Source organism: Agrobacterium sp. NPDC090273 (assembly GCF_044772305.1).
In the GTDB taxonomy this organism is placed as follows: Bacteria; Pseudomonadota; Alphaproteobacteria; order Rhizobiales; family Rhizobiaceae; genus Agrobacterium.
Genome location: NZ_JBIVYN010000005.1, coordinates 19683 through 42394 on the forward strand (window position 1 = coordinate 19683; position 22712 = coordinate 42394).

A 22712-nucleotide genomic window follows, 5' to 3' on the forward strand; every position below is an offset into this window, starting at 1 on the left:
TATCAGTGGATGTAGCCGAGCCGGATCGCCTTCGCGATTGCCTGGATGCGGTTGACGGAATCAAGCTTGATCGTTGCCGATCCCAGATAGGCGTTGACCGTGTGAACAGAAAGGCCAAGCTTCACAGCGATTTCTTCGCTGATGCGGCCGTCGCCAGCCAGTTGAAGGCAGGCGATTTCTCGTTCGCTGAGCGCTTCCGAAGGAGCAGCCTTACGCTCATCCAGTGCCAGCATGTCCACCATGATCTCACAGCACTTGATGTGCTGTTCGATGACAATCTCATTGTCGAGGACAAGGTTGCTGCCGCAGAAAACGATATATCCATTGCCGATCGTGCCAAGCCGAACGGGCATCGCGAGACCCGCATAAGGCAAGGTGTCGTTTTCGATCCGGCGCAGCAACGCAGGAACATCGGGGAGGTCCGCGAAACCGCCACCGTTCTTGTTTCGCCAGATCACCGGCAAAAGCGACGTTTCAATATGATCGAGAAGAATATCACCGACAGAGCGAATGAACTGTGTGCTCTGCTCGGCGGCATTCATGCCCCAGTTTTCGAGCTCACATGTCATTTTTTTCTTGTTCGGGAAACCGGAGGCCGCAGCCTTCGATACAACGAAGTTGCGAGCACCGAGCACTTTCTGCATGGACACGAGTTTCGGAAAAAGATCCGACCTGCTCGTCACCGCTGGCCCACGGTGAAACGGCCCTGTCTGTCCCATACCCTCACTGCCCTTCATCTGTACCATCGTCCAACCGTTATACGAGATTGTTTCGCACGGCGTAGGCAATCGCCTCCGAGCGGGTTTTCGTCGCGGTTTTCCGCATGACGCTAGTGATGTAATTATTGATCGTATTTCGCGAAATTCCAAGGATCATCGCGATTTCGTCGCTGGTCTTGCCTTCAGCAATCCAGAACAGGCATTCGAGTTCGCGCTCCGTCAGGTCGATATCACGGACCGTCTTGGCTTCGCTGGCAATGCCGAAGCTGACACAATAACCTGTCAGGAGAGCGATTTCACGCAACCGCTCCGGCAAAGGTACCGCATCTTCCGGAAACAGGAGCAACAGCGACAGACGGATACGCCCGACACAGAACGACAAGGCAGAATATTGCCGGTCAATTCCAGAAGGGATCGACACGTCGTCCGGCAGCAGCAGCAATCGCGGCTTCAACAGCGAGAGGCATTTTTCCATCTCGCTGGATCGGTTCTGGCTGTTTGCAAGCTCAGTGCCCAATCTGCGAACCAGATCGAAAGGCCAATCCGAGGTGACGATAAACTTCAACCCGGTCTCTTCGAGCAAATCGTCCCGTGCCAGAAGATAATGGGATGCACCTGCATAGGTTACGAGCAGGTCCAGAGCACCTGCAACGTTTCCGGCCGCGGCCGAAGCCGCAACATTTTTGGCAAGCTGATCACGCGGCAACGGCTTCCCCATGCCTTCCATAGGCCTGGTCGACAGCCTGCGGATATCAACATCGACTTTCAATCGCCTACGCCCTCTTGCTCCCAGCGGGAGATTATACATCGGGATGGAATCATTCCATTCAAGAAACACACCACCATAACAGCGCGCCCCCGGAGACCGAATCACTTCATTCTATGGAACCGACGCGGAATTGCTATTCCTTGGTCCCAGCATTTCCACGCATTTCCGAATCTGTCCATTCCAAGAAAACATACTGAAAAGCTGGCATATTCATAATTGTCATTCTCGGACTATTCCCAGCAAAGTGCAACGTTGCTGAATAATTTGTAAACGCCGTCCCAAAACGAAAATCCGTGTCCCCCTACGCAACGTAACACCGATCGGCCCAAAAAAGAAAACGGCCGGGATTACCCGACCGTTTGTCAAAATCATGCAGCTTTTTCCAAGGCCCACTTGCGAAGGATCTTCGCTGCTCTTTCCTCGCTGATTTCCACCATGCGGGACAGGCGGCGTTCCGGTCCTTCGCGAACCCGGCGATTGAAGGTGCCATCGCCGTCGTCGCCTGCCAGAAGATCGTCGGTGCTGTCGAACCCGAAGTCGGCGCCGAACCCTTCCATGAGACCACCCGATCCCGCTTCCAGTGCCGGTGCGAAATCCGGAAGTTCCAGACCAGCGGCATCCTGGCTGAGTTCGCTGACCGAGGAGCCACTGCCTGCCACGGTGCGGACCAGAGGACGGACGCCGAGCCAGATGACCAGGAATGCGACGGCAACGAAGGCAAGCGAGTTGATGATGCCAGCCGAATTGCGGCTGAGAACTTCCATGATGCCCGGTCCTGCCACAGCTTCGTCGAGAAGCTGTGTTTCGAGGAAGTCCATGGCCGTCAGCGTGATGACATCACCGCGATCTGAAGAAATGCCGGCGGCAGAGGTAACGATCTTCTGCATTTCCACCAGATAGGCGTCGATCTTTGCCTGATCGGCAGGCTCGCCGACCATTTTCGCAATACGACCCTTGTTGACGACAACGGCGACCGAAACCTTTTCCAGAGTGTAGCCGTTTTTGACAGTCGCGACGGTCTTGGAATTGATCTCGTAGTTGGTCTGCTCTTCCTTCTTGGCCGACTCGTCGGAAGACTGCGGTCCGCCACCACCACCCTGAGGCGCGGCCTGGGGAACGTTCTGCTCTACCGTCGCGGCCGTGTCGGGCTGCGTTTCCTGAGACTTCTGGTCTTCCTTGGTGGTGCGAACAGAACGCTCAACGCGCGATTCAGGGTCGTAAACGGTCTCCTGAACCTGACGGCTGTCGGTATTGATCTGTGCCGTCACGCTGGAACGGAAGTTATCCATACCAAGGAAAGGCGCCAGTGCCTTGTCGATGTTGGTTTCGATTTCCTGCTGAACGTTCTGCGCGAGCGTCAACGACCGGTTCATGGCAGCGTTGGTGACGTCGTCGCCAGAGGCGAGCAGTTGCCCTGTCGAATCAAGCAGTGTCACGTCATCGGCTTCAAGGCCGGGAACAGCCGAGGCGACGAGGTGACGAATGGAGGCAGCAGCCTTGCGGCCGGCAGACGAGCTGGCGCGGATCATGACAGAGGCCGTAGGCTTCTGTTCGCCACGGCGGAAGTTGCCGACATCCGGCAAGACGATGTGAACACGTGCGGCAGCCACTCCGTCGATCTGCTGAATGGACCGTCCGATTTCACCTTCAAGGGCGCGAACACGGGTGACTTCCTGCATGAAGGACGTCAGGCCAAGCGATCCTACGTTATCGAAGAGTTCGTAACCGGCATTAGCGCTGTCCGGCAGGCCACGTTCAGCCAAAAGGAGACGCGCCTTGCTCGTCGCACCCACCGGCACCTGCAGGCTTGCGCCGTCGGCGCCCACCTGGAAATCAAGGTTGGCTTCAGCAAGAGCAACACTGATCTTGTTCAGATCGCTTTTCTCAAGCCCCACATAAAGGGTCTCGTAGGCAGGGCGGTTCACATAAAGCGCTGCTGCAAGGATGATCGCCATGGACAAAATGCCCACGCCACCCAGCATCAGCAGCCGTGTCTGACCCAGTGCCGCGAAATTCTTCAAGACCTGAGGGAGTTGATTTAACAGATTCATTCTGTTCCGCACCGTCATTCATAGAGTCCGAGACCTTATGGTCCCGTCATCACATTAGGATGCGAAGCTTGCGCGAGCGTTGCCTTGCCGCGTGTTATTAGAAAGCTTTAAAACAGGATATTGTGGAAGTCTTCAGAAGAGATCGAAGTCTCCGGCAGCTTTGTCGAGCGGCTGCGAATGACCATGACGGATGGTTGAACCGAGTGCTTTCTGCATTTCGGCAAGTTTGACGAGGCTGAGCGCGGTGCTGACGTCGACGATCCAGTCTCCGGGAATGGAGCCGGTCACCGTATCGATGAATTCAGCAAGCCCGCGGGTCTTCTGCACGGCAAGATCGATGCCCTGCAGCAGCTTGACGCCCTCTGCAGACAACGCGCCATCCGCCAGATCAAGCAATTGCGGTTCGATGCGCTCGATAAGATAGGCGACATCGTGCAGTTCCGACACGACACGCATCAGGACGTCCGGCAACGCTTCTTCAAACGGAGTGGAAACCAAGTGGTCTGCAATCTGCATTAATAACTCCGCACTAAAAGAACTCAATGTCATTCGCGACCGGCTTGGGCGCAGGAGCCGGACGTGTCTCAAGGGCAACCGTCTTCTGAGCTTCCGCGCCGGTCAGCGGATGTTGTCTTGCCCGTCCAGAAACAGGCCAGAATTCGATTTTCCGCCCATGCTCCCCGCCCGTCGAGGAGCTAATGACGCGGATGCCTTCGTCTTTCAGGAACTGCATGGCAAAGGCAGCGTTCTGCTCTCCGACATTGGAGAAGCTGGCGATCGTTTTCGCCCCACCGAAGACCTTTGCTTCCAGCCGGTCACGGCGCGCACCTTTCTTGAGAAGCCCGTTGATGAGCAGCTCCATGAGATGCACGCCATAGCGCGTCGCATCTCCGCCCGTTGTGCCCCCGGTTCCCGGCAGGAGGAAATGGTTCATTCCTCCGACACCGGCAACGGGATCTCTCAAACAGGCAGCCACGCACGAACCGAGCAACGTCGTCAGGACCACATCGGGATCGCTGATGACCTTATACTCACCCTGTATAATATGAACGCGCTTGGCCGCAGTTTCGATCATTTCAGCGATCCAAAAACAGCCTCGATGGCAGCCTTCATTTTTTCAATCGTAAAGGGCTTGGCCAGAACGTTGTTGGCACCGAGCTGGGCTGCCTTCTGAACCAGAGCCCTGTCGCCCTGCGCGGTCAGAATGATGAAGGCGGCTTTCTTGGTGTTCGGGTTGGTACGAACGGCGTGCAGGAAACCCAGACCATCCATCTTCGGCATGTTGAAATCGGAAATGACGAGGTGATGGGGCTGCTGCTCCATGATCTTCATTCCCTGCTCGCCGTCGCCAGCGGCGGTGATCTGCTTGAAGCCGAGCTGTGTCAGGGCATCGCTCAGCAGCAGCCGGCTGGTCACCTGATCATCAACGATCAGAACTTTAATTTTTTCTGCGAGAGACATTATTCAGAACCTTCTTTACGGGCGGTGGTTAGTTTCAGGATTTCTTCGCCGATGGAGCCCAACGGCAATTGTTGTTCGACGGCACCCAGTTCGTGGGCCACTCTGGGCATGCCGTAAACGACACAGGTTTTTTCATTCTGGCCGACCGTTCGCGCGCCAGCGTGGCGCATCTTCAAGAGACCGGCCGCGCCGTCGCGCCCCATGCCGGTGAGAATGACGCCAACGGCATTGCGCCCGGCGAGCTCAGCCACGGAATCAAAGAGAACATCCACAGATGGACGGTGACCGTTGACAGGGTCGCGCTCGACAAGTCTGCAGCAGGGTGCAGAACGATTGGCGATCTGCAGATGGCGCTCGCCACCCGGTGCGAGATAGATCTTGCCTGTCTGCAGACGCGCACCGTCCGTCGCCTCTTCGACGACGGGCGCGCAAATGCGGTTGAGCCTTTCAGCAAAACTTCTCGTAAACGTCGGCGGCATGTGCTGCGTGATGACGGTCGGCGGGCAGTTGACGGGGAACTTCTGAAGCACGGTGATCAACGCCTCGACGCCACCCGTAGACGAACCGATCGCCACAACCTTGCGACCTGCCCGATATTCGGCTGCACCGACCTGTTGCGGTGTCGCGGGCGTTTCGGGTCTCGCCGCACGGAAACCCGACCTTTGCGATCGGGCCGCTGCCTTCACCTTATCAGCCAGATCGCCGAACGGGCGTGCATCGCCGGGCGCCGGCTTTCCAACGCAATCAAATGCGCCGATTTCAAGAGCCGCCAGCGAGGCATCGGCACCGCGATGCGTCAATGACGAGACCATGATGACCGGCATCGGACGCAGGCGCATGATTTTTTCGAGAAACTCGAGACCGTTCATCTCCGGCATCTCGATATCGAGTGTGACGACGTCGGGATTGAGTTGCTTGATCGCGGCGCGCGCTTCCATGGCGTTGCCCGCCTGCCCCACGACCTCGACCTCTGGGTCAGCCTTGAGGACAGCCGAAATCAGTCCACGCATCGTGGGAGAGTCATCAACGACGAGTACCCGTGCTGGCACGCTCATGCGTTTCTCCCCGACTTGTGGCCGATGAGGCGATAGGTCGTGATGCCGGTATTATCGAAGAGGTTCTTCGGATCGCCCGAGACACGTTCGGAGTGACCGATATAAAGATGACCACCCTCCGGCAGCAATCCCGCAAAACGGGACCAGATGCGGACCTGGGTCGGCTCGTCGAAATAGATCACAACGTTGCGGCAGAAGATGACGTCGAAGTTGCCCTTGAACGGCCACTGCGTCATCAGGTTCAGTTCGTTGAAGGTGATGAGGCGTTTCACCTTATCGTCGATGCGGAACTTCCGGCGACCGCCCGCATCCACTTCCGTAAACCATTGCTTGCGCATGACGGGTGAAACGGTTTCCAGCGCGTTCTCGTCGTAGATACCGGCGCGGGCCTGCGCCAATATCTTCGGATCAATATCGGTTGCGAGGATCTTGAAGTCGTAATCGGCCGCATTCGGAAACATGGCGAGCACGGTCAACGCAATCGAATAGGGCTCCTGGCCGTCAGAGCAGGCGGCAGACCATATTCTGACACGCCCCCCCGCCTTGGCCCGTGCCACCAACCCAGGAAGAACCTGGTCGCGCAGGTGCTCGAAATGATGGTTTTCCCGGAAGAACCGCGTGAAGTTGGTCGTGAGATGCGACAGCATCTCGCGCCGTGCCGGTGCACCTTCCGGCGACGACACCAACGCACAATATTCACGGAAACCCGACAGGCCGAGATTGCGAATGTGCTTCGACAGTCGCGAATAGACCAGCGACGCCTTGGTGTCGTTCAGGTAAATGCCCGCATCCGCGTAGATCATCGCAGCAATTTCGGACAGATCGCGCCGTGTCAGCGGGTATTCACCGCTGGCGAGAACTTCGTCTGGAGATTGACGCTGATCGCTGAAACTAAGTGCTGCCATTGACTATCCGCTTTCAACCCGTCGCTGCGAGCGACATTTCCTGCTTGAGCGGCTGCCCGCGCGAAGCGCTGACAATCGCGTCGACATCCAGAATGAGTGCTACGCGGCCATCTCCAAGAATGGTGGCAGCCGCAATACCCGGAACGTGGGTGTAGTTTGCTTCCAGCGACTTGATGACAACCTGACGCTGCCCCTGGATCGCATCGACCATCAGGGCGCGCTGACCGCCGCCTTCGGATTCCACCAGAAGCGCTACGCCTTCTACCGGGTTCGCCTGAACCGGGCGGAAATTCAGAATACGTCCGACATCCACCAGCGGGCAGAAGGAGTTGCGGATCGAGATCAGCCGCTGGTTGGAACCAAAGGAGTGAATATTCTTCGCCTCCGGCTGCAAGGTCTCGACGATTGCCGTCAACGGGACCACAAGTGTCTGGCCGGCGACCGTCACCACCATGCCGTCGAGGACGGCGAGTGTCAGTGGCAGGCTCATCGTAAAGGTCGATCCCTGACCGGGACGGGACGAGATGCTGATACGACCGCCAAGCGCCTGAATGGAGCGCTTGACCACGTCCATGCCGACGCCGCGGCCGGAAATGTCGGAAATCTTGTCGGCTGTGGAGAAGCCCGGAGCAAAAATCAGGTTATCGATTTCTTCGTCGGTCAGATTGGCATCTGCCGCAATCAGATCATTGTCGATGGCTTTCTGCCGCACGCGTTCGCGGTTGATACCGGCGCCATCGTCCTGAAGTTCGATAAGAATGCGGCCCGAGCGGTGTTTGGCCGAAAGCTTGATCGTGCCTTCCGGGTTCTTGCCCGCAGCTTCGCGTTTTTCCGGCGTCTCGACGCCGTGGTCGACGGCGTTGCGGATCATGTGCGTCAGCGGTTCTGCCAGCTTGTCGATCACCGTCTTGTCGACTTCGGTGTTTTCACCCTCCGTGACCAGACGGATCTGCTTACCGATCATGTCAGCCACTTCGCGAACGATACGCGACATGCGCTGGAATACCGGCTTCACCGGCTGAGCGCGGATCGCCATAACGCTGTCCTGAATCTCACGCGTCAACTGCTGGAGCTCTTCCAGCCCCATGTTGACGGCAGAGGTTCCGCTGGCATCGTTTTCGATGACGCTCTGCGAAAGCATGGCCTGATTGATGACCAGCTCGCCCACGAGGTTGATCAGGCGATCGACGCGGTCGAGATCGACGCGGATCGTCTGGCCGGCGCTCGCATTGGCTGCGGCATTGTTGGCCTGGGCGGCTGCGGCAGCGGGAGCTGCGGCTTCGCGCTTTTCGATTGCAGCATTGACGCTTTTCGTGACCTGCGTTGCGGCAACGGCCGTTTCGACAGCAACAACGGCGTCAGACGCCTCTTCGAAAACAGGCTGCACGGCAGGTTCGTCATCTCCACCAAGAATGGAGAGGTCGAACGGAACGGGAATCATTGGAAGTTCTTCGTCTTCCACAGTCTGCGAAGCAATCGGTGTGATTTCCAGATCGCAATCCCACTCGGCAAACTCGAAGACGCTGCGAATGCCTTCTTCGCCCTTGTCGGTCTTGATCGAAACGGTCCAGGAGAAATAGGCAGCTTCAGGGTCGAGCTTGTCGAGAGACGGCAGATCCGACTGATCGCAATTGATGCTCATCTCGCCGATACGCGACAGATCACGCAACAGCAACGCTGCCTCGTTACCCTTGGAATACAGCGATGAGCGCGGCTTGAAGCTGACCTGGAAAGCCGGTGTCTCCATCATCGGCTCGTCGTCGGAAAACTCTGTAAAGGAGAATGGGATCGGCTGAAAGCCACTGTCATCCGTCGGTACAGGCGCGGCAAACAGAGGCGCTTTTGCAGCAACCGGAGCCGGTGCGGAAGCGTGAACCGCTTCTCCGTTCGCCAGCGCTTCCAGCTCCTTCACCAGTCCGCGTGTTCGGCTTTCATCAACACTGCCGCCATCTCTGGCAGCGTTGGTGAGGTCTGCTAGTACGTCTGCCGACTTGAGCATGACCTTGAGAACATCCTGCGTGGGCTCCAGCTTGTTGGAGCGAACGCAATCAAGCGTCGTTTCAAAGACGTGCGCAAAGGCGACGAGATCGTCTAGGCCAAAAGCGCCTGCTCCGCCCTTGATGGAATGAACGGCTCGGAAAACGGCGTTGACGGTTTCCGGGTCCCGGTCACCATCGTTCAATTTAAGAAGCCCCGATTCCAATTCAGCGAGCTGCTCCTCGCATTCCTGGAAAAAGATTTCCTTGATTTCGTTCATATCCATCGTGAAATGTCCCGTATCAGGCGGTTACGCGTTCAATGGCATCGATCAGTTTGGCAGGATCGAACGGCTTGACGATCCAGCCGGTAGCACCTGCCTGACGGGCACGGTTTTTCTTCTCAGCATCGCTTTCGGTCGTCAGAACGAGGATGGGTATCGCGCGATACTTTTCGTTACGACGCACGCCTTCGATGAAACCGAAGCCATCGAGACGCGGCATGTTGATGTCGGTGACAATCACGTCCGGGTTGCTCTGTTCGAGCACTTCAAGACCTTCGACGCCGTCTTCCGCCTGGATCGTTTCGAAACCGGCATTGTTCAACGTCACCAGGAGCATGTTCCGGATGGTTCGGGAATCGTCGACTGTAAGGACTTTTTTCTTCACTGTTGCATCTCCTTGGGGAGCAAATGATCGATGTTGACGCCTATCAATTTCATGGTCTTGTCGAATGCATCGGATACTTTCGCAAAACCGAATGCCTTGCCGTCCTCTTCCCAAGACTTTGCACCGGCCATCAGAACCTGAGCACACAGAGCGCCGACACGTTCCACCTCCGACGCATCCACCGACAACGGTGCTCCTCTCATCGTCATCAGCTTGGCATGCAGCGCCGACGCTTCGTTGAGATCCAGAACCGGTGACAGTTTCAGCGTCGCCTCGGCTGCTTTTCTGGCTGCCATCACATCACTCCTTGGCGTCTGAATTGTTGATAGTCATTTCCGCGAGGCGTCTGCTCGCTTTCATGGGTCGTATAGGAAAAACCCTGATGTTCCGTTTCCATGCGCGCGCTTTCCTCATCCCTGCGCGCAACACGAAACTCTCGGACCGTGCGGCCAAGTTCGAGGATAACTGTGTGAAGGCTGGCGGCCTCTGTGGAGACGTCTGCGATCTCTCCGGCAATCCGTCCGGCTTGACGCTCCATATCCCCAAGGTCTGCGGCAACAGAACGCAGGCCGGCAGCATGCGCCGAGGTGCGGCGAGAGACCTCTACAACGGCTTCGTTAATACCCGAGACCTGCTTTACGACGTCACCGATTGCCTGTTGGGTGCGATCAACCAGTCTTACACCGCCTTCGACCTGAGCCTTCGTTGTGCCAACAAGACTCTTGATCTCACGTGCGGCATCGGCCGAACGCTGCGCGAGTGCACGGACTTCCTGCGCCACGACCGCAAAGCCACGTCCGCTTTCACCTGCACGTGCAGCTTCAATGCCCGCGTTCAGCGCCAGCAGGTTGGTCTGAAAGGCAATCTCATCGATCGTGCCGATGATCTTTCCGATCTGTTCGGCAGACTGCTCGATATCCGACATGGCGTTAATCGCTTCACCGACCGCCTTGCCGCTTTCCATTGCCGCATCGCGAGCGCGACAAACAGCCGTCTCGACCTTGGATATCAGGGCAGCATTTTCCACGACATCGTCGATCATGCCATCGAGCGTACGCGTGGTACCCGAAAACGCCTCTACCTGCTGGTGCGCCTGTTGCGAAATCGAATTGCCTTTATCGGCAAAAGCGGCGCTCAAACCTCCAGCTTGGCTGATCCTGTGCGTCAGTTGAATCAGGCATGTGCCGATCCTGTCCAACGCGGTGTCGAAAGTAATGGCGATATCCCGGTATGCTTCAGGGACATCATGGCCGATACGTGCCCTCAGATCACCAGCGGCAAAAGCGGTCAAAGCCTTGCCCAGCAGCGTTGCTGCTTCCGACCTGTCATTCTGACGCTGTTCCGCCAGTTCGCGGCCGTGGCGAACACGTAATTCGTTGAAGCGTAGGGATACGGCAATTTCGGTATCGACCATGACAAGGCGAACGACGTTCTTGACGGCGTCCGCAAGTTCACGGCTCTTTTTCTTGGCGCCAGGCCAAATCGACCGCGGTGCGTGTTCGGTGACCAGGCCGCCAAGCATATGTTCCAGAACAACCGCATGGCTTGCGATCTGCCAGCGCGGGTCCAGTCCCATACGGCTGGCATTGTCTGACAGAACTTTTACACGTTCGGCATAAAGCGCATCAAACCGCGCATCTGTCAGCACGCTCCAGTGCGAAGTCTGCAAATCATGCAGGCGGTCGAGCTGGCTTTCGCTTTCGAATGATGGCGAACAGTCTGGCATGGACTGGAAACGGTTCATCACATCGCGAAGACCGGCCTTCAGATAAGGCTCCAGCATGCTGCGGTAGTTGCGCAGGAAATCCGTCTGCGGCTGTTCGAGGCCGGCAAAACGCAATCGCCCTGCCAGGCTTCCGCCTGGGGCTCTACGCGTTTGATCCGATGGCAAATCCTGCCCCACCGACATCCCCAAAAACATGACAACCGGCGTCCACCGGTCAATGGCCCGGTTCAGAACGTCAGCACCCAGAGGGGATTATTGAACGAACATGCACATCGCTTGCGATGCGGCATCGACGCTTGCCAGACCTTCTTGAACCAAGAAACGAAGCATACCGGATCGGTCCCGGTACGGCAGTGCGGCGTCATGCCTGGAAGGAGATGATAATCCCATTCCGCCGTGGAAATACCATCAATCTTTATGGTTAATTCCTTGCTTGAAAGTTAAGAAAACTCAGGCACGGCGTCAAACGGTAAAATTTGCGAAATCTTTTAACTGATGCGTTCGCTTCGACACCCGAAATAGACTTTCGATGCGCGAAATGCCGCATCGGCACGGTTTTTCCACCCGATGCGCTGGACAAGCGCGATGGCCTTCCCCTAAAACAAATCAACGAGATATTCGCTGCGCGGTGATGATTTAACGAGAGTTATGCAAAAAGGGAGGTGCGAACTTGCAATGGATGGAAAAATGCCGCTGTTCCGCGCGCCATCCGCAAGTTCTGATCGGCATTGTCGTTGCGAGCCTGCTTATCATGGTCGGCTTTCAGACGCCGTCGAGCATCAAGGCCGTTTCCAAGACAAACCGGCTTGAGCGGTTACAGACCGCCGACCTGTCGCGGACCCCTTTGTCTCCCTATCGCCAGGACTGCACAGATGGCCTGGGCAATGATTGCAAGATCAGCCCTGCAAACAGCCCGATCGGCGTAGAGCCACATTTCGCAAACGATTTTTCGTTTGACGAGGTGGGACCTGCCATCGTCGCTGTTGCGGTTACGCTACACGTCTCTCGAGATTTCTCCGGTGCCGCGCCAAGAGCGCCACCACGCACTATCTGGTAGTTCATCTGGCGGTCCTCACCACCGGTTCCTGTTGGAGCCCTGCGGATTGGAGTCGTCGGAAAATCACCGTCTGCTTCAAACCCTGAAAGAAAACCGCCACCGCATATGACCGTTGCAACTATTTTACCGTTTCTCGTCGCTTTGCCGTTCATCGGCGCCATCGTAACGGCATTCATGCCGCGCGACGGCGCGGCCGCCATTCCTGCCTCTGTCGCAGGCGCTGTCTCACTCTTTGGGCTCGTCAGCAGCCTCTATCTTTATGGCCAGGTCAGCGACGGCGGCGTATTGCGGTATCATGTGGAATGGTTGCCGCAACTCGGGTTGAACTTCACCCTGCGAATGGATGGATTCGCCTGGATTTTTGCAATCCTTATTACCGGCATCGGGCTGCTCGTCGTCCTTTACGCCCGCTATTACATGTCGGCAGAAGACCCCATTCCGCGCTTTTTCGCCTTCCTGCTTGCCTTCATGGGATCGATGCTGGGTGTCGTGGTCTCCGGCAATGTCATTCTGCTGTCGATCTTCTGGGAGATGACGAGTGTTTTCTCTTTCCTGCTGATCGGTTACTGGCACCAGAACGCCGCAGCGCGCGACGGTGCGCGCATGGCTTTGACGGTGACGGGCATTGGCGGCTTCAGCCTGCTTGCCGGCCTGTTGATCCTTGGCCATATGGCCGGAAGTTACGATCTTGACCAGATCATTGCCGCCGGGCCTGATATTCGGGCGCATTCGCTCTACCTCCCGGCGCTTATTCTCATTTTGGGCGGTGCACTGACAAAGAGCGCGCAGTTTCCGTTCCACTTCTGGCTGCCCAATGCGATGGCGGCGCCGACACCTGTTTCAGCCTATCTCCATTCCGCGACGATGGTGAAGGCTGGTGTATTCCTGCTGGTGCGGTTCTGGCCGGTTCTCGCCGGCACACAGGAGTGGTTCTGGCTGGTGGGTGCTGCCGGCATCATCACTCTTCTGCTTGGCGCCTATTTCGCGATGTTCCAGCAGGATCTCAAAGGTCTGCTCGCCTATTCGACCATCAGTCATCTTGGCCTGATTACCACCCTGCTCAGCCTCGGTAGCCCGCTGGCGGCTGTCGCAGCGATCTTCCATATGGTGAACCACGCGACCTTCAAGGCATCGCTGTTCATGGCGGCAGGCATCATCGACCACGAAACCGGGACACGCGATATGCGCCGGTTGAGCGGGCTTTACACCTACATGCCTGCTACCGCCACGCTCGCCATGGCCGCGAGTGCTGCAATGGCCGGGGTACCGCTGTTCAACGGCTTCCTGTCAAAAGAAATGTTCTTTGCCGAAGCGGTCGAAACCCATGCGGATTCGTTGCTGGATCGTGCATTGCCCTATGTTGCGACGCTTTCGGGTGCTTTTGCGGTCGCCTACTCGCTGCGCTTCATCCATACCGTCTTCTTCGGTCCGAAGCCTGTCGACCTGCCCAATCCGCATCCCCACGAGCCGCCGCGCTGGATGCGTTTTCCCATCGAATTTCTCGTCTTCGCCTGCCTCGTGGTCGGCATTGTCCCGAGTTTGTCGATCGGGCCTTTCCTGCATTCGGCGGTGCTGTCGGTTCTTGGACCGCAGACGCCAATCTATAGCCTTTCCATCTGGCACGGGTTCAACCTGCCTCTCATCATGAGTATCGTGGCCTTGGCCGGCGGTGTGGCGATCTATGCGGCCCTCGGCGGCTATTTTTCCAGATGCGAGGATGGCCCACCGATCTTCAGGCACTTGCGGGGACAACGCATTTTCGAGCGCATCCTTGTCACCGTGTCCTGGAAGTGGGCGCGGTGGCTGGAGAACACGCTTGGCACACGCCGCCTTCAGCCGCAGCTCAGGCTGCTTATCCTGGTGGCATTGCTGGCAGGTTTCTCACCGCTCTTCCTCTCGGAATTCTCTCTGACGCTACCGCGCGTCACCTCCTTCGATCCGATCTTCGCGATCCTGTGGCTTATCGGCATGATCGCCGCGCTCGGAGCGGCCTGGCAGGCGAAATACCACCGCCTTGCCGCCCTCGTCATGCTCGGTGTCTCCGGCCTCGTCACCTGCCTGACCTTTGTGTGGCTCTCCGCACCGGATCTAGCCATTACGCAGTTGCTTGTCGAAATCGTCACGACCGTTCTCATTCTGCTCGGCCTGCGTTGGCTGCCGAAGCGCATGGAAAAGGTCGACAACAACAATGAGCTTCCCGCTCAGCTTCGCCGCGCCCGAGACTTTCTGGTGGCTGCAGCAAGCGGTATCGGAATGTCCGTCATCGCTTATGCGGTGATGACGCTTCCGGTCCCCAATGCAATCGCGACCTATTTCCTGGAGCGTGCCTATTCGGAAGGTGGCGGCACCAATGTCGTCAATGTCATTCTGGTCGATTTCCGCGGCTTCGATACATTCGGTGAAATCGCCGTTCTGGCCATCGTTGCGTTGACGGTCTTCGCGCTTCTGAGACGTTTCCGTCCGGCGCACGAAAGTATCGGCTTGCCCGAACAGCAGCAGTTGCAGAACGCCTTCGATTCGGAACGTCCAGAGCGCAGCAAGGGCGATACGGTCCGTGACTATCTCTACGTGCCGTCGATCGTCATGCAGTGGATGTTCCCCGTCATCATCACCTTCTCGATCTTCCTGTTCATGCGTGGCCACGATCAGCCAGGTGGGGGATTTGCCGCCGGCATCACCATGGCGATCGCCTTCCTGCTGCAATATCTGGCGGGCGGTGCACGCTGGGCAGAAGACCGTATCCGCATTCTTCCGCTACGCTGGATGGGCTTTGGACTCTTGATGGCAGCGGCGACGGGGATTGGATCGTGGTACTTCGGTTATCCGTTCCTGACGTCCTATTTCCAGTATACGGAAATACCCTATATCGGCAAAATGCCGACAGCTTCGGCCTTGTTGTTCGATCTCGGCGTATTTTCTCTCGTCGTCGGATCGACTGTTCTTATTCTCATAGCAATCGCCCACCAATCGTTGCGCAACTACCGCGTTCGCACGCCTGAAGCGACACGAGCGGAGGACGCGTAATGGAGCTTATTCTTGCAATCGGCATCGGCATCATGACCGGCTCAGGCGTGTGGCTGGTGCTTCGCCCAAGAACCTATCAGGTCATCGTTGGTCTCTCTCTGCTGTCTTATGCAGTCAACCTTTTCATCTTTGGCGTTGGCGGCATCAAGACCAATGCCCCTCCAGTGCTCAATACGGGTGCCGACATCTCGACCCTGGCAGACCCTGTGCCGCAAGCCCTTGTCCTGACGGCGATCGTCATCGGTTTTGCAACGACCGCGCTGTTCCTAGTCGTGCTGCTTGCCGCGCGTGGTTTGACCGGAACGGACCATGTTGACGGGAGGGAAAGCAAGTGAGCTCATTCCCCTTCCACATCGTCATCGCTCCCATTCTGGTGCCATTGATTACCGCAGCGCTTCTGCTGTTCTTCGATGAGCGCCAACGTGCCATAAAGGCGGGCATCAGCCTGGCTTCGACCTTTATCCTGTTGATTGTCGCGGTGCTGCTGTTCATCGATGTGAACTCAACGGTGAATACCGAAATTGCGGCTGTCATCTCGACTGGGGTCTATCTTCTCGGCAACTGGCCAGCCCCCTTCGGCATCGTGCTCGTTGCAGACCGGCTATCCGGTCTCATGGTGCTGCTGACATCGCTGCTGGCCATTCCATCGCTGATTTATGCGCTGGCGAAATGGCACAAGTCGGGTGCGCACTTCCATTCGCTGTTTCATATGATGTTGATGGGCGTCAACGGAGCTTTCCTGACCGGCGACCTCTTCAACCTCTTCGTTTTCTTCGAAGTGATGCTGGCGGCATCTTACGGACTTCTGCTGCACGGTTCCGGACAGCAGCGCGTGAAGGCCGGCCTGCACTACATCGCGATCAATCTTGTTGCAGCGCTGTTCTTCCTGATCGGCGTGAGCCTGATCTACGGTGTAACAGGAACTCTGAACATGGGCGACCTCGCCCATCGTATCGAAGGGCTCAATACCGACCAGAGAATGTTGCTTGAAACGGGTGCGGCGATCCTGGGTGTCGCGTTCCTCGTCAAAGCCGGCATGTGGCCACTCAATTTCTGGCTTCCATCCGCCTATGGCGCGGCATCCGCGCCCGTGGGCGGACTGTTTGCGATCATGAGCAAGGTCGGCATCTACGTCATTGCTCGCCTGTCTTTCCTTCTCTTCGGCCAGACGGCTGGAGAATCCGCCGGGTTCGGCCATGACGCCCTCCTTGTCGGTGGTATTGCGACCATCATCTTCGGCACGATCGGCGTGCTCGCCTCGCAGGCACTTGGCCGACTGGCGGGTTTCTCGGTTCTTGTGTCTTCCGGTACACTGCTTGCTGCCATGGGCACCGGAAATCCGATGGTGGCTGCGGGTGCGCTCTATTATCTGGTCAGTTCGACGCTGACGATCAGCGCCTTCTTCATGCTGATCGAACTGGTCGAGCGCGGACAGGACGCAGGCGCCAACGTTCTTGCCGTCACGATGGAAGCCTATGGCGATCTCGACGAAGAGGAAGAAGAAGAGGAAGTCGGCACGACCATGCCCGGCACCATGGCGGTACTCGGCACATGTTTTGCCGCCTGTGGCATCCTGCTGGCCGGCCTGCCGCCGCTTTCCGGTTTCATAGCCAAGTTTTCGATGCTCTCGGCCATTCTCAACCCATCCGGGTTGGGCGCCAATGACAGCATTTCGACACTATCGTGGTGGCTCGTCTTCCTGATTGTCTTCTCCGGCTTCGCATCTCTGATTTCCATGACGCGCGCAGGCATCCGTACCTTCTGGGCCTCGATCGAGGGCACTGTGCCGCGCGTTCTTGTGATCGAAATCGCGCCGGTGATGATCCTGCTCTTCCTCACGCTTGCCATGACTGTGCAGGCGGGCTCGATCATGCGCTACATGCAGGAGACGGCACGCATTCTCGATCTGCCCGGCAGTTATATCCAGGGTGTGATTTCTGCCCCACGTGCCGGCAGCGATCCGGAGGCGCAGCCATGATAAGTCGTATCCTGCCCTACCCACTGCTGACCGTTTCGCTGGTGATCTTCTGGATGACAATCAACAGCTTTTCGCCCGGTCATCTGCTGCTTGGCACGGGGGTTGCCCTCATTGCCTCGCGGTCGATGGCATCATTGCGGCCGGCAAAACCCCGCATTCGCAACTGGCATCTTCTCGTCAAGCTGATCGTGATCGTGCTCTACGACATCATCAGGTCGAATATCTCGGTGATGACGATCATTCTTTTCAAACGGGAAAAGAATCGCAAATCAGGCTTCCTGACAGTGCCACTCGAAATCCGTGATCCGATGGGTCTGGCGGTACTGGCTACAATCCTGACCTCCACGCCGGGAAGCGCATGGCTCGAATTCAATTCCAGCCAGGGAACACTTCTCATTCACGTTCTGGATGACGTTGACGAAACCGCCTGGATCAACCTCATCAAGACCCGCTATGAAAAACTACTGATGGAGATATTCGAATGAGTTCGATTATCCTTTTCTGGTCCTTTTCACTCGCACAGTTGATGCTTGCCATCGCCATGGCGATCTCGGTCTACCGGATCGCCATCGGACCACGCGCGCAAGATCGCGTACTCGGAGTCGACACGCTTTATGTGAACGCGATGTTGCTCTTGCTGACCTTCGGCCTTCGCACCGGCAACGACATCTATTTCGAAGCGTCGCTGCTGATCGCGATCCTCGGCTTCGTCTCGACTGTTGCGCTCTCAAAGTTCCTGATGCGTGGCGAGGTGATTGAATGAGCAACGCTGGTGAATTTCCGCTCTGGGGCGCCCTTCTGGTGGCGTTCTTTGTTCTGCTTGGCGCATCTCTGACATTGATCGGGACGATCGGCCTGGCCAGGCTGAACAGCTTTTACGAAAGGCTGCACGCGCCGACACTTGGCACGAGCTGGGGCACGGGCGGCATCGTCATGGCCTCGATGATCTATTTTTCGATCTCCGGCGACCGCCTGGTTTTCCATGAAATTTTCATCGGGATTTTCATGACCGTGACAACGCCGGTTTCCCTGATGCTTCTCGGCCGTTCCGCACTCTATCGTGATCGCTCCGAGCAAAACACCGAAAACCGCGAGCATCTCTGATATCATCAAGCGCTCAGGTTTCCGGCGCAGCGCCATTCCGTTTACCGACGTGGTGGCGCTTCGCCCAGTTTACAGCCTGTTCGAACGACATGGGTTTGGCGAAATAATACCCCTGCAATAACGAGCAGCCAAGCTCGCGAAGCGCTTCCACGTCCTCTTCGCGCTCTACCCCTTCAGCGACGACATCAAAGCCAAAGGCTCTCGATACACCCAGAACCGCGCCTACCAGCGAGCGGTCCTTTTCCGAGCCCGCGACACCAGCAATAAAGGACTTGTCGATTTTGACGCGGTGAACATGAAACTGCTGCAGCAAACCGAGTGACGAATAACCTGATCCGAAATCGTCGATGGCGAGGCTGACACCGGCGGCTTTCAGTCGGGCAAGTTTCTCCTGAACCGCACGCGGATTGACAGCAACCTCCTCGGTCATCTCAAGCTCAAGCATGGATGCAGGCGCACCCTTTTCCTTAAGCTTCCTCAGTACCAGTTCATCGATGGCAATCTGTGCCATTTCGCGTGGCGACACATTCATCGCCACCCTGACATCCGTCATGCCCAGTGCCTTGAGGACACGGATCATGTTGATAACTTCACGCAGGACAAACCGGGTCAGGGTCTCGGAAAGTCCCGATGTCGCCGCAGTGCCGACGATCTCCATAGGGTCAATCCAACCATGTTCAGGATGGTTCCACCGCAGAAGTGCTTCCAGCGTATCTAGCTTCCTGCCGCCGTCCCGCATGATCGGCTGGAACCAGATTTCTGGTTCTTCTTTCGCAAGCGCAGTGGCCAGATCCCGCTCGATGTCCCGCCTTATCAATGCCTGTCGGCGCAGTTCCTCATCAAACATGCGGAAGCGGTTTCGCCCCTCCTTCTTCGCCGAATAGAGCGCTGTATCGGCATAGATCAGCATCTCGTCGATATCCTGCGTCCGCCCCTGATAAATGCCAATACTGACACCGACGCGGCCAGCATCGAGCTGCGAAAAGGGAATGGAGATAGCAGCGATCAATCGTGTCGCCAGAATTTCCGGCTCTTCTTCAACGCTCCTGTCATCGTAGAGGATTGCAAACTCATCTCCGCCCAATCTGGCGACAAGAATGTCATCCGGGACCGTAGCGCGTAATCGTCTTGCGACTTCGATCAGAACACGGTCTCCCGCCTTGTGTCCGAAGGCGTCGTTGACCGATTTGAAGCCGTCCAGATCGAGCAGCATCAAACACACACGCTCTTTGCCCGGAACGTAAAGCTCAAGCGCCTCCGAAAATCCTCTGCGGTTCAGAAGACCGGTCAGCTGGTCGTGGACAGCCCTCTGCTGCATGAGGCTGGCAAAACTGATCGCATTGGCATTGGCGACCTCCAGCGAACGAGACAGAAGCGTCGCCTCATGCTTCAGACGACTGTCACTTCTGACAAGCCGCTGGCCGACGATAGCCCCGCGAACCAGCGCAGCGAGATAGAGCACCATCGTCGCGGCAAGTAAGTTCCTCTCCAGCCCGCCCGCCCAGATAAAGCAGCCGACAGCCGACAGGATCGGAGGGGTGATGAAGGAGATCGCGATAGGGGCGAAAGAATAACCGTAGGTCACCGCACCAGCCGTGATGCCGCAGCCGAGGATCAAATAAAACAGGCTTTCCGGGGCGGTATATCCGTCAGACAGAATGGGGATGGAAGCCCAAACGATGCCTGATGCCAGCGCGAAGACAGCATGCATTACCAGGTGTTGATTGACGCTCAGTTGCGGCAGGCGCGCGCGACCAGCGTTATCGGTGTTGATCGGATAACGACAAAAACCGAAGCGGAACACATTGACGAGAGAAGAGACAAAAAACCAGCCCAAACCGGTTGCCGTCCGGCCGGAGTTGATTGCAATGACAACGGCAGCGATCCCGAGAATAATGTTGACCGGTATCGAAATCGAAACCGTTTTACGCACGGCATACAACTGATCAAGACGGATTGCGTCTTCCAGATTATGCGATTCGACGTGCGACACGAACACCTCGCGGTTTTGAATGAGTGATTGCTGGCCAAACCCTGTCCGATTGCCAGGCAGACACCATCTGGACAGTTCAGACATGTTTCAGTTCTGAAGCGGAATAAGAATCAATAAAGTACAGACAAGTTTTCTTGCTTCTTATCCGCACCGGTTGAAATTACAACCTAAGGGCTCATCCCACCACGAAATTAGGAAGATACGCTTAACGCGTAAATAATAATGTCCGTCGGAACCAGTGATACGCTGATTGTGAACCGACTCGAGACCGGAGACCTGCTCGCAGCTGGAGGCAGCGAACAGGTCCGAGCATTGCCCCTCCCACAGAGGCAACTGAATTGAAACATGCGTCGCTTATATCAGCAAGACCTAAATAAACAGAGAATTGTCGTCGCCAGGATGACGGCACAGGATTTGGAGAGTTTGGGAGATATCGTTCTCTCGTCCGCCCCCCTCGACCCAGGGACAGGCCGAGGGGATTGACTGGGATCAACTAGCGAAAGCCTTCCGGCTGTGGATCTCCGCCAGAACATCAAGCAAACAATACAAGCAATCGATGAATATGTCTTTATTATTATTTTCTAATAAAAAGGCCCCGACAATGCTGCCGGGGCCTCATTCGCTCACAGATGCTAAATTATATTAGAACGAACGCTGAAGGCGAACGAAACCGTTCCATTCTTCGGTATCAAGATCGTCTTCATCGAAGTAATTCACAGCGACCTTGGCAGACAAACCCTCAGTGAACTTGTAGTCAACAGTCACGCCGGCTTGCCAAGCGTCTCGGTTCGACCAGTCGTTGGTGATGAAAGACGTACCAATGCCCGTCACCGAGATCGTGTCAGCAACGTTACCGAAATACTGAGCACCAGGGGTGATGGTTAGTTTGTCGGTTGCCCTGATAGCGTATTCAGCAGCAACGGCCCATTCGGATTCTGCGTAGTAAGCATTTGCGCCGGAAGCCCAAACACCAGCCAAGCCAAGTGTACCCGGGCCCAGATCAGCCGTTGCGATCAGACGAATGGCACCTTCTTCTTGATCCGTGTCATAGCCGCCGATCAGCTGCAGCGAGGCCGCACCGAGCTTTGCTCCTACTCCGAGGGCGATACCAACGTTATTGTCGTTTTCATAGGATACAGGGAAGACACCGGTGACGGGATCGGCCGGCCCAGTGATCGTTGCAAACTGATCCCAAGTCCCCTCGAGTTCATCAACGGAAATACCAGCCCAGAATGAACCCGCATCGTATGTGTAACGAATGGAGTTAAACAGAGCGTTGGTGGAGAGAACGTCCGCCTCGCCGGAAAGACCATCGTCCCACCAGCTGTAGAACTTACCGACCTTCAGACCGCCGAGTTCGATGAAAGCCTGGTCAACAAATACCGAGCTGTCACTGGACGAACCATTGTCGGCATTGCCTCGGAACCCGATGAAGCCACGCAGAGCGCCGAGTTCGGTGTCGGTGCGGGTATCGATTTCGAACTGGGCACGCGTGAACGTGTTCCAGTCGGACGTGCCAGATTCATTACGACCGAAGTCCGTCTGAAAACGAACGTAACCGCCGAACTTCAAGCAGGTTTCGGTACCGGGAATATAGAAGAAGCCGGTCCCGAAAGCGTCACAAACGCGAACGTATTCCATGGGCTCAGGCTCAGCAGCGACGATAGCGTCCGCAGCCTGTGCGCCGGATACTGCTGCAAGTGCTGCAGCGGAGCCGATCAGAAGGCTCTTGATGTTCATGTTGACCTCCAGTCAAAGTTTTATTTTCCACCCACGCAGGTCTTGGAAGTCAGGTTACCGCCGCCAAGGCCTGCGCTCCTCGACAGGAGACAGAAAGTCAGACAAAACTGCAATCGTATTTGCTAATGTACTTATATATCCATGATACGACGCTTTGGCCGTGTGACGAATTTGTAACACATTTGCGCCCGAAGGCTATTCAGTGATCTCTAATATTAAGAAGACGTTAGGATTTCAAGAAGTTAAGTAGTGCACAACATAATGGCGCCCTACCGTACTGCGCCAATTGTCTACTTCATTTTCAGTTCTCACTTCCGCCTCTTGCAGCCATTTTGTTTTGAGATCCTCTCCGGCCTAAAGCTGCTCATGGAAGAACAGATGTGCTGACTTAGTGTATCATACGCATTGCAAACGACTGAAATTGACAACCTCTCGTCAGAAGACGGAAGCCCCATCGAACGACCCGAAAGCATATCGAAGAATAC

General features: G+C 56.5%; 21 protein-coding genes. 7 read left to right on the top strand and 14 right to left on the bottom strand.

Annotation, left to right across the window (positions count from 1 at the left end; genetic code table 11):
• Positions 1 to 2 precede the first annotated feature (2 nt).
• The 12 genes from visR to ACIQT8_RS14485 form a co-directional block, all read right to left on the bottom strand.
• Complete coding sequence (gene visR, locus ACIQT8_RS14430) at positions 3 to 746, bottom strand: transcriptional regulator VisR (protein ID WP_400966431.1); 744 nt, start codon at positions 744 to 746, stop codon at positions 3 to 5.
• Between the two features lie 10 nt (positions 747 to 756).
• Positions 757 to 1488, bottom strand: a complete 732-nt coding sequence (gene visN / locus ACIQT8_RS14435; protein WP_178340708.1) for a transcriptional regulator VisN — start codon at positions 1486 to 1488, stop codon at positions 757 to 759.
• A 368-nt stretch (positions 1489 to 1856) separates the two neighbouring features.
• Positions 1857 to 3539, bottom strand: coding sequence for a flagellar basal-body MS-ring/collar protein FliF (gene fliF, locus ACIQT8_RS14440; protein WP_400966434.1), 1683 nt, complete (start codon positions 3537 to 3539; stop codon positions 1857 to 1859).
• A 132-nt stretch (positions 3540 to 3671) separates the two neighbouring features.
• Positions 3672 to 4055, bottom strand: coding sequence for a hypothetical protein (locus tag ACIQT8_RS14445; RefSeq protein ID WP_138794539.1), 384 nt, complete (start codon positions 4053 to 4055; stop codon positions 3672 to 3674).
• A 13-nt stretch (positions 4056 to 4068) separates the two neighbouring features.
• The gene (gene cheD / locus ACIQT8_RS14450; RefSeq protein ID WP_138794538.1) at positions 4069 to 4614 is read right to left on the bottom strand and encodes a chemoreceptor glutamine deamidase CheD; all 546 of its coding nucleotides are present in this window, start codon (positions 4612 to 4614) and stop codon (positions 4069 to 4071) included.
• The gene (gene cheY2 / locus ACIQT8_RS14455; protein WP_138794537.1) at positions 4611 to 5000 is read right to left on the bottom strand and encodes a chemotaxis response regulator CheY2; all 390 of its coding nucleotides are present in this window, start codon (positions 4998 to 5000) and stop codon (positions 4611 to 4613) included. Before cheY2 ends, cheD begins: the two co-directional genes overlap by 4 nt.
• On the bottom strand, positions 5000 to 6055 hold the full coding sequence (gene cheB, locus ACIQT8_RS14460; RefSeq protein WP_400966439.1) for a protein-glutamate O-methylesterase CheB: 1056 nt from the start codon (positions 6053 to 6055) through the stop codon (positions 5000 to 5002). Before cheB ends, cheY2 begins: the two co-directional genes overlap by 1 nt.
• Positions 6052 to 6960, bottom strand: a complete 909-nt coding sequence (gene cheR, locus ACIQT8_RS14465) for a protein-glutamate O-methyltransferase CheR (protein ID WP_400966442.1) — start codon at positions 6958 to 6960, stop codon at positions 6052 to 6054. Before cheR ends, cheB begins: the two co-directional genes overlap by 4 nt.
• Positions 6961 to 6973: 13 nt before the next feature.
• On the bottom strand, positions 6974 to 9223 hold the full coding sequence (locus ACIQT8_RS14470; RefSeq protein WP_400966445.1) for a chemotaxis protein CheA: 2250 nt from the start codon (positions 9221 to 9223) through the stop codon (positions 6974 to 6976).
• Between the two features lie 16 nt (positions 9224 to 9239).
• A complete protein-coding gene (gene cheY1, locus ACIQT8_RS14475) occupies positions 9240 to 9605 on the bottom strand; it encodes a chemotaxis response regulator CheY1 (protein ID WP_004439870.1) in 366 nt (121 codons plus the stop codon).
• Positions 9602 to 9901 carry an STAS domain-containing protein gene (locus ACIQT8_RS14480; protein WP_138794533.1) on the bottom strand — a complete coding sequence of 100 codons (300 nt, stop codon included), beginning with the start codon at positions 9899 to 9901 and terminating at the stop codon, positions 9602 to 9604. The genes cheY1 and ACIQT8_RS14480 overlap by 4 nt, the downstream gene beginning before the upstream one ends.
• The gene (locus ACIQT8_RS14485; RefSeq protein ID WP_400966449.1) at positions 9901 to 11526 is read right to left on the bottom strand and encodes a globin-coupled sensor protein; all 1626 of its coding nucleotides are present in this window, start codon (positions 11524 to 11526) and stop codon (positions 9901 to 9903) included. The genes ACIQT8_RS14480 and ACIQT8_RS14485 overlap by 1 nt, the downstream gene beginning before the upstream one ends.
• A 484-nt stretch (positions 11527 to 12010) precedes the next feature.
• On the opposite strand from ACIQT8_RS14485, the gene ACIQT8_RS14490 reads away from it, so the two are divergent.
• From ACIQT8_RS14490 to mnhG, 7 genes are all read left to right on the top strand, one after another.
• Positions 12011 to 12388 (top strand): hypothetical protein, encoded by a 378-nt coding sequence (locus ACIQT8_RS14490; RefSeq protein WP_400967148.1) that lies wholly within the window; start codon positions 12011 to 12013, stop codon positions 12386 to 12388.
• Between the two features lie 105 nt (positions 12389 to 12493).
• On the top strand, positions 12494 to 15412 hold the full coding sequence (locus tag ACIQT8_RS14495) for a monovalent cation/H+ antiporter subunit A (protein WP_400966452.1): 2919 nt from the start codon (positions 12494 to 12496) through the stop codon (positions 15410 to 15412).
• Positions 15412 to 15747, top strand: coding sequence for a Na+/H+ antiporter subunit C (locus tag ACIQT8_RS14500; protein ID WP_138794530.1), 336 nt, complete (start codon positions 15412 to 15414; stop codon positions 15745 to 15747). The genes ACIQT8_RS14495 and ACIQT8_RS14500 overlap by 1 nt, the downstream gene beginning before the upstream one ends.
• Positions 15744 to 17390, top strand: a complete 1647-nt coding sequence (locus tag ACIQT8_RS14505; RefSeq protein ID WP_262524389.1) for a monovalent cation/H+ antiporter subunit D — start codon at positions 15744 to 15746, stop codon at positions 17388 to 17390. Before ACIQT8_RS14500 ends, ACIQT8_RS14505 begins: the two co-directional genes overlap by 4 nt.
• Complete coding sequence (locus ACIQT8_RS14510; protein WP_400966457.1) at positions 17387 to 17875, top strand: Na+/H+ antiporter subunit E; 489 nt, start codon at positions 17387 to 17389, stop codon at positions 17873 to 17875. The genes ACIQT8_RS14505 and ACIQT8_RS14510 overlap by 4 nt, the downstream gene beginning before the upstream one ends.
• On the top strand, positions 17872 to 18153 hold the full coding sequence (locus ACIQT8_RS14515) for a K+/H+ antiporter subunit F (protein WP_080791409.1): 282 nt from the start codon (positions 17872 to 17874) through the stop codon (positions 18151 to 18153). Before ACIQT8_RS14510 ends, ACIQT8_RS14515 begins: the two co-directional genes overlap by 4 nt.
• Positions 18150 to 18494, top strand: a complete 345-nt coding sequence (gene mnhG / locus ACIQT8_RS14520; protein ID WP_400966460.1) for a monovalent cation/H(+) antiporter subunit G — start codon at positions 18150 to 18152, stop codon at positions 18492 to 18494. The genes ACIQT8_RS14515 and mnhG overlap by 4 nt, the downstream gene beginning before the upstream one ends.
• 13 nt (positions 18495 to 18507) lie before the next feature.
• Here the strand turns inward: mnhG and ACIQT8_RS14525 are convergent, their stop codons facing one another.
• On the bottom strand, positions 18508 to 20487 hold the full coding sequence (locus tag ACIQT8_RS14525) for a putative bifunctional diguanylate cyclase/phosphodiesterase (protein ID WP_400966463.1): 1980 nt from the start codon (positions 20485 to 20487) through the stop codon (positions 18508 to 18510).
• Between the two features lie 642 nt (positions 20488 to 21129).
• Positions 21130 to 22227: a porin gene (locus ACIQT8_RS14530; RefSeq protein WP_262524379.1), complete on the bottom strand. Its 1098-nt coding sequence runs from the start codon at positions 22225 to 22227 to the stop codon at positions 21130 to 21132.
• Between the last annotated feature and the right edge of the window lie 485 nt (positions 22228 to 22712).

What these genes read in the sequence shown, in the direction of transcription:
- cheR (WP_400966442.1), bottom strand. Translation starts at nt 6,960, where the DNA reads ATGGCAGCACTTAGTTTCAGCGATCAGCGTCAATCTCCAGACGAAGTT.
- ACIQT8_RS14480 (WP_138794533.1), bottom strand. Translation starts at nt 9,901, where the DNA reads ATGGCAGCCAGAAAAGCAGCCGAGGCGACGCTGAAACTGTCACCGGTT.
- visR (WP_400966431.1), bottom strand. Translation starts at nt 746, where the DNA reads ATGGTACAGATGAAGGGCAGTGAGGGTATGGGACAGACAGGGCCGTTT.
- mnhG (WP_400966460.1), top strand. Translation starts at nt 18,150, where the DNA reads ATGAGCAACGCTGGTGAATTTCCGCTCTGGGGCGCCCTTCTGGTGGCG.
- ACIQT8_RS14445 (WP_138794539.1), bottom strand. Translation starts at nt 4,055, where the DNA reads ATGCAGATTGCAGACCACTTGGTTTCCACTCCGTTTGAAGAAGCGTTG.
- ACIQT8_RS14495 (WP_400966452.1), top strand. Translation starts at nt 12,494, where the DNA reads ATGACCGTTGCAACTATTTTACCGTTTCTCGTCGCTTTGCCGTTCATC.
- ACIQT8_RS14515 (WP_080791409.1), top strand. Translation starts at nt 17,872, where the DNA reads ATGAGTTCGATTATCCTTTTCTGGTCCTTTTCACTCGCACAGTTGATG.
- cheB (WP_400966439.1), bottom strand. Translation starts at nt 6,055, where the DNA reads ATGAGCGTGCCAGCACGGGTACTCGTCGTTGATGACTCTCCCACGATG.
- fliF (WP_400966434.1), bottom strand. Translation starts at nt 3,539, where the DNA reads ATGAATCTGTTAAATCAACTCCCTCAGGTCTTGAAGAATTTCGCGGCA.
- ACIQT8_RS14490 (WP_400967148.1), top strand. Translation starts at nt 12,011, where the DNA reads ATGGAAAAATGCCGCTGTTCCGCGCGCCATCCGCAAGTTCTGATCGGC.
- ACIQT8_RS14530 (WP_262524379.1), bottom strand. Translation starts at nt 22,227, where the DNA reads ATGAACATCAAGAGCCTTCTGATCGGCTCCGCTGCAGCACTTGCAGCA.
- ACIQT8_RS14500 (WP_138794530.1), top strand. Translation starts at nt 15,412, where the DNA reads ATGGAGCTTATTCTTGCAATCGGCATCGGCATCATGACCGGCTCAGGC.
- ACIQT8_RS14485 (WP_400966449.1), bottom strand. Translation starts at nt 11,526, where the DNA reads ATGTTTTTGGGGATGTCGGTGGGGCAGGATTTGCCATCGGATCAAACG.
- cheY2 (WP_138794537.1), bottom strand. Translation starts at nt 5,000, where the DNA reads ATGTCTCTCGCAGAAAAAATTAAAGTTCTGATCGTTGATGATCAGGTG.
- cheD (WP_138794538.1), bottom strand. Translation starts at nt 4,614, where the DNA reads ATGATCGAAACTGCGGCCAAGCGCGTTCATATTATACAGGGTGAGTAT.
- ACIQT8_RS14510 (WP_400966457.1), top strand. Translation starts at nt 17,387, where the DNA reads ATGATAAGTCGTATCCTGCCCTACCCACTGCTGACCGTTTCGCTGGTG.
- ACIQT8_RS14470 (WP_400966445.1), bottom strand. Translation starts at nt 9,223, where the DNA reads ATGGATATGAACGAAATCAAGGAAATCTTTTTCCAGGAATGCGAGGAG.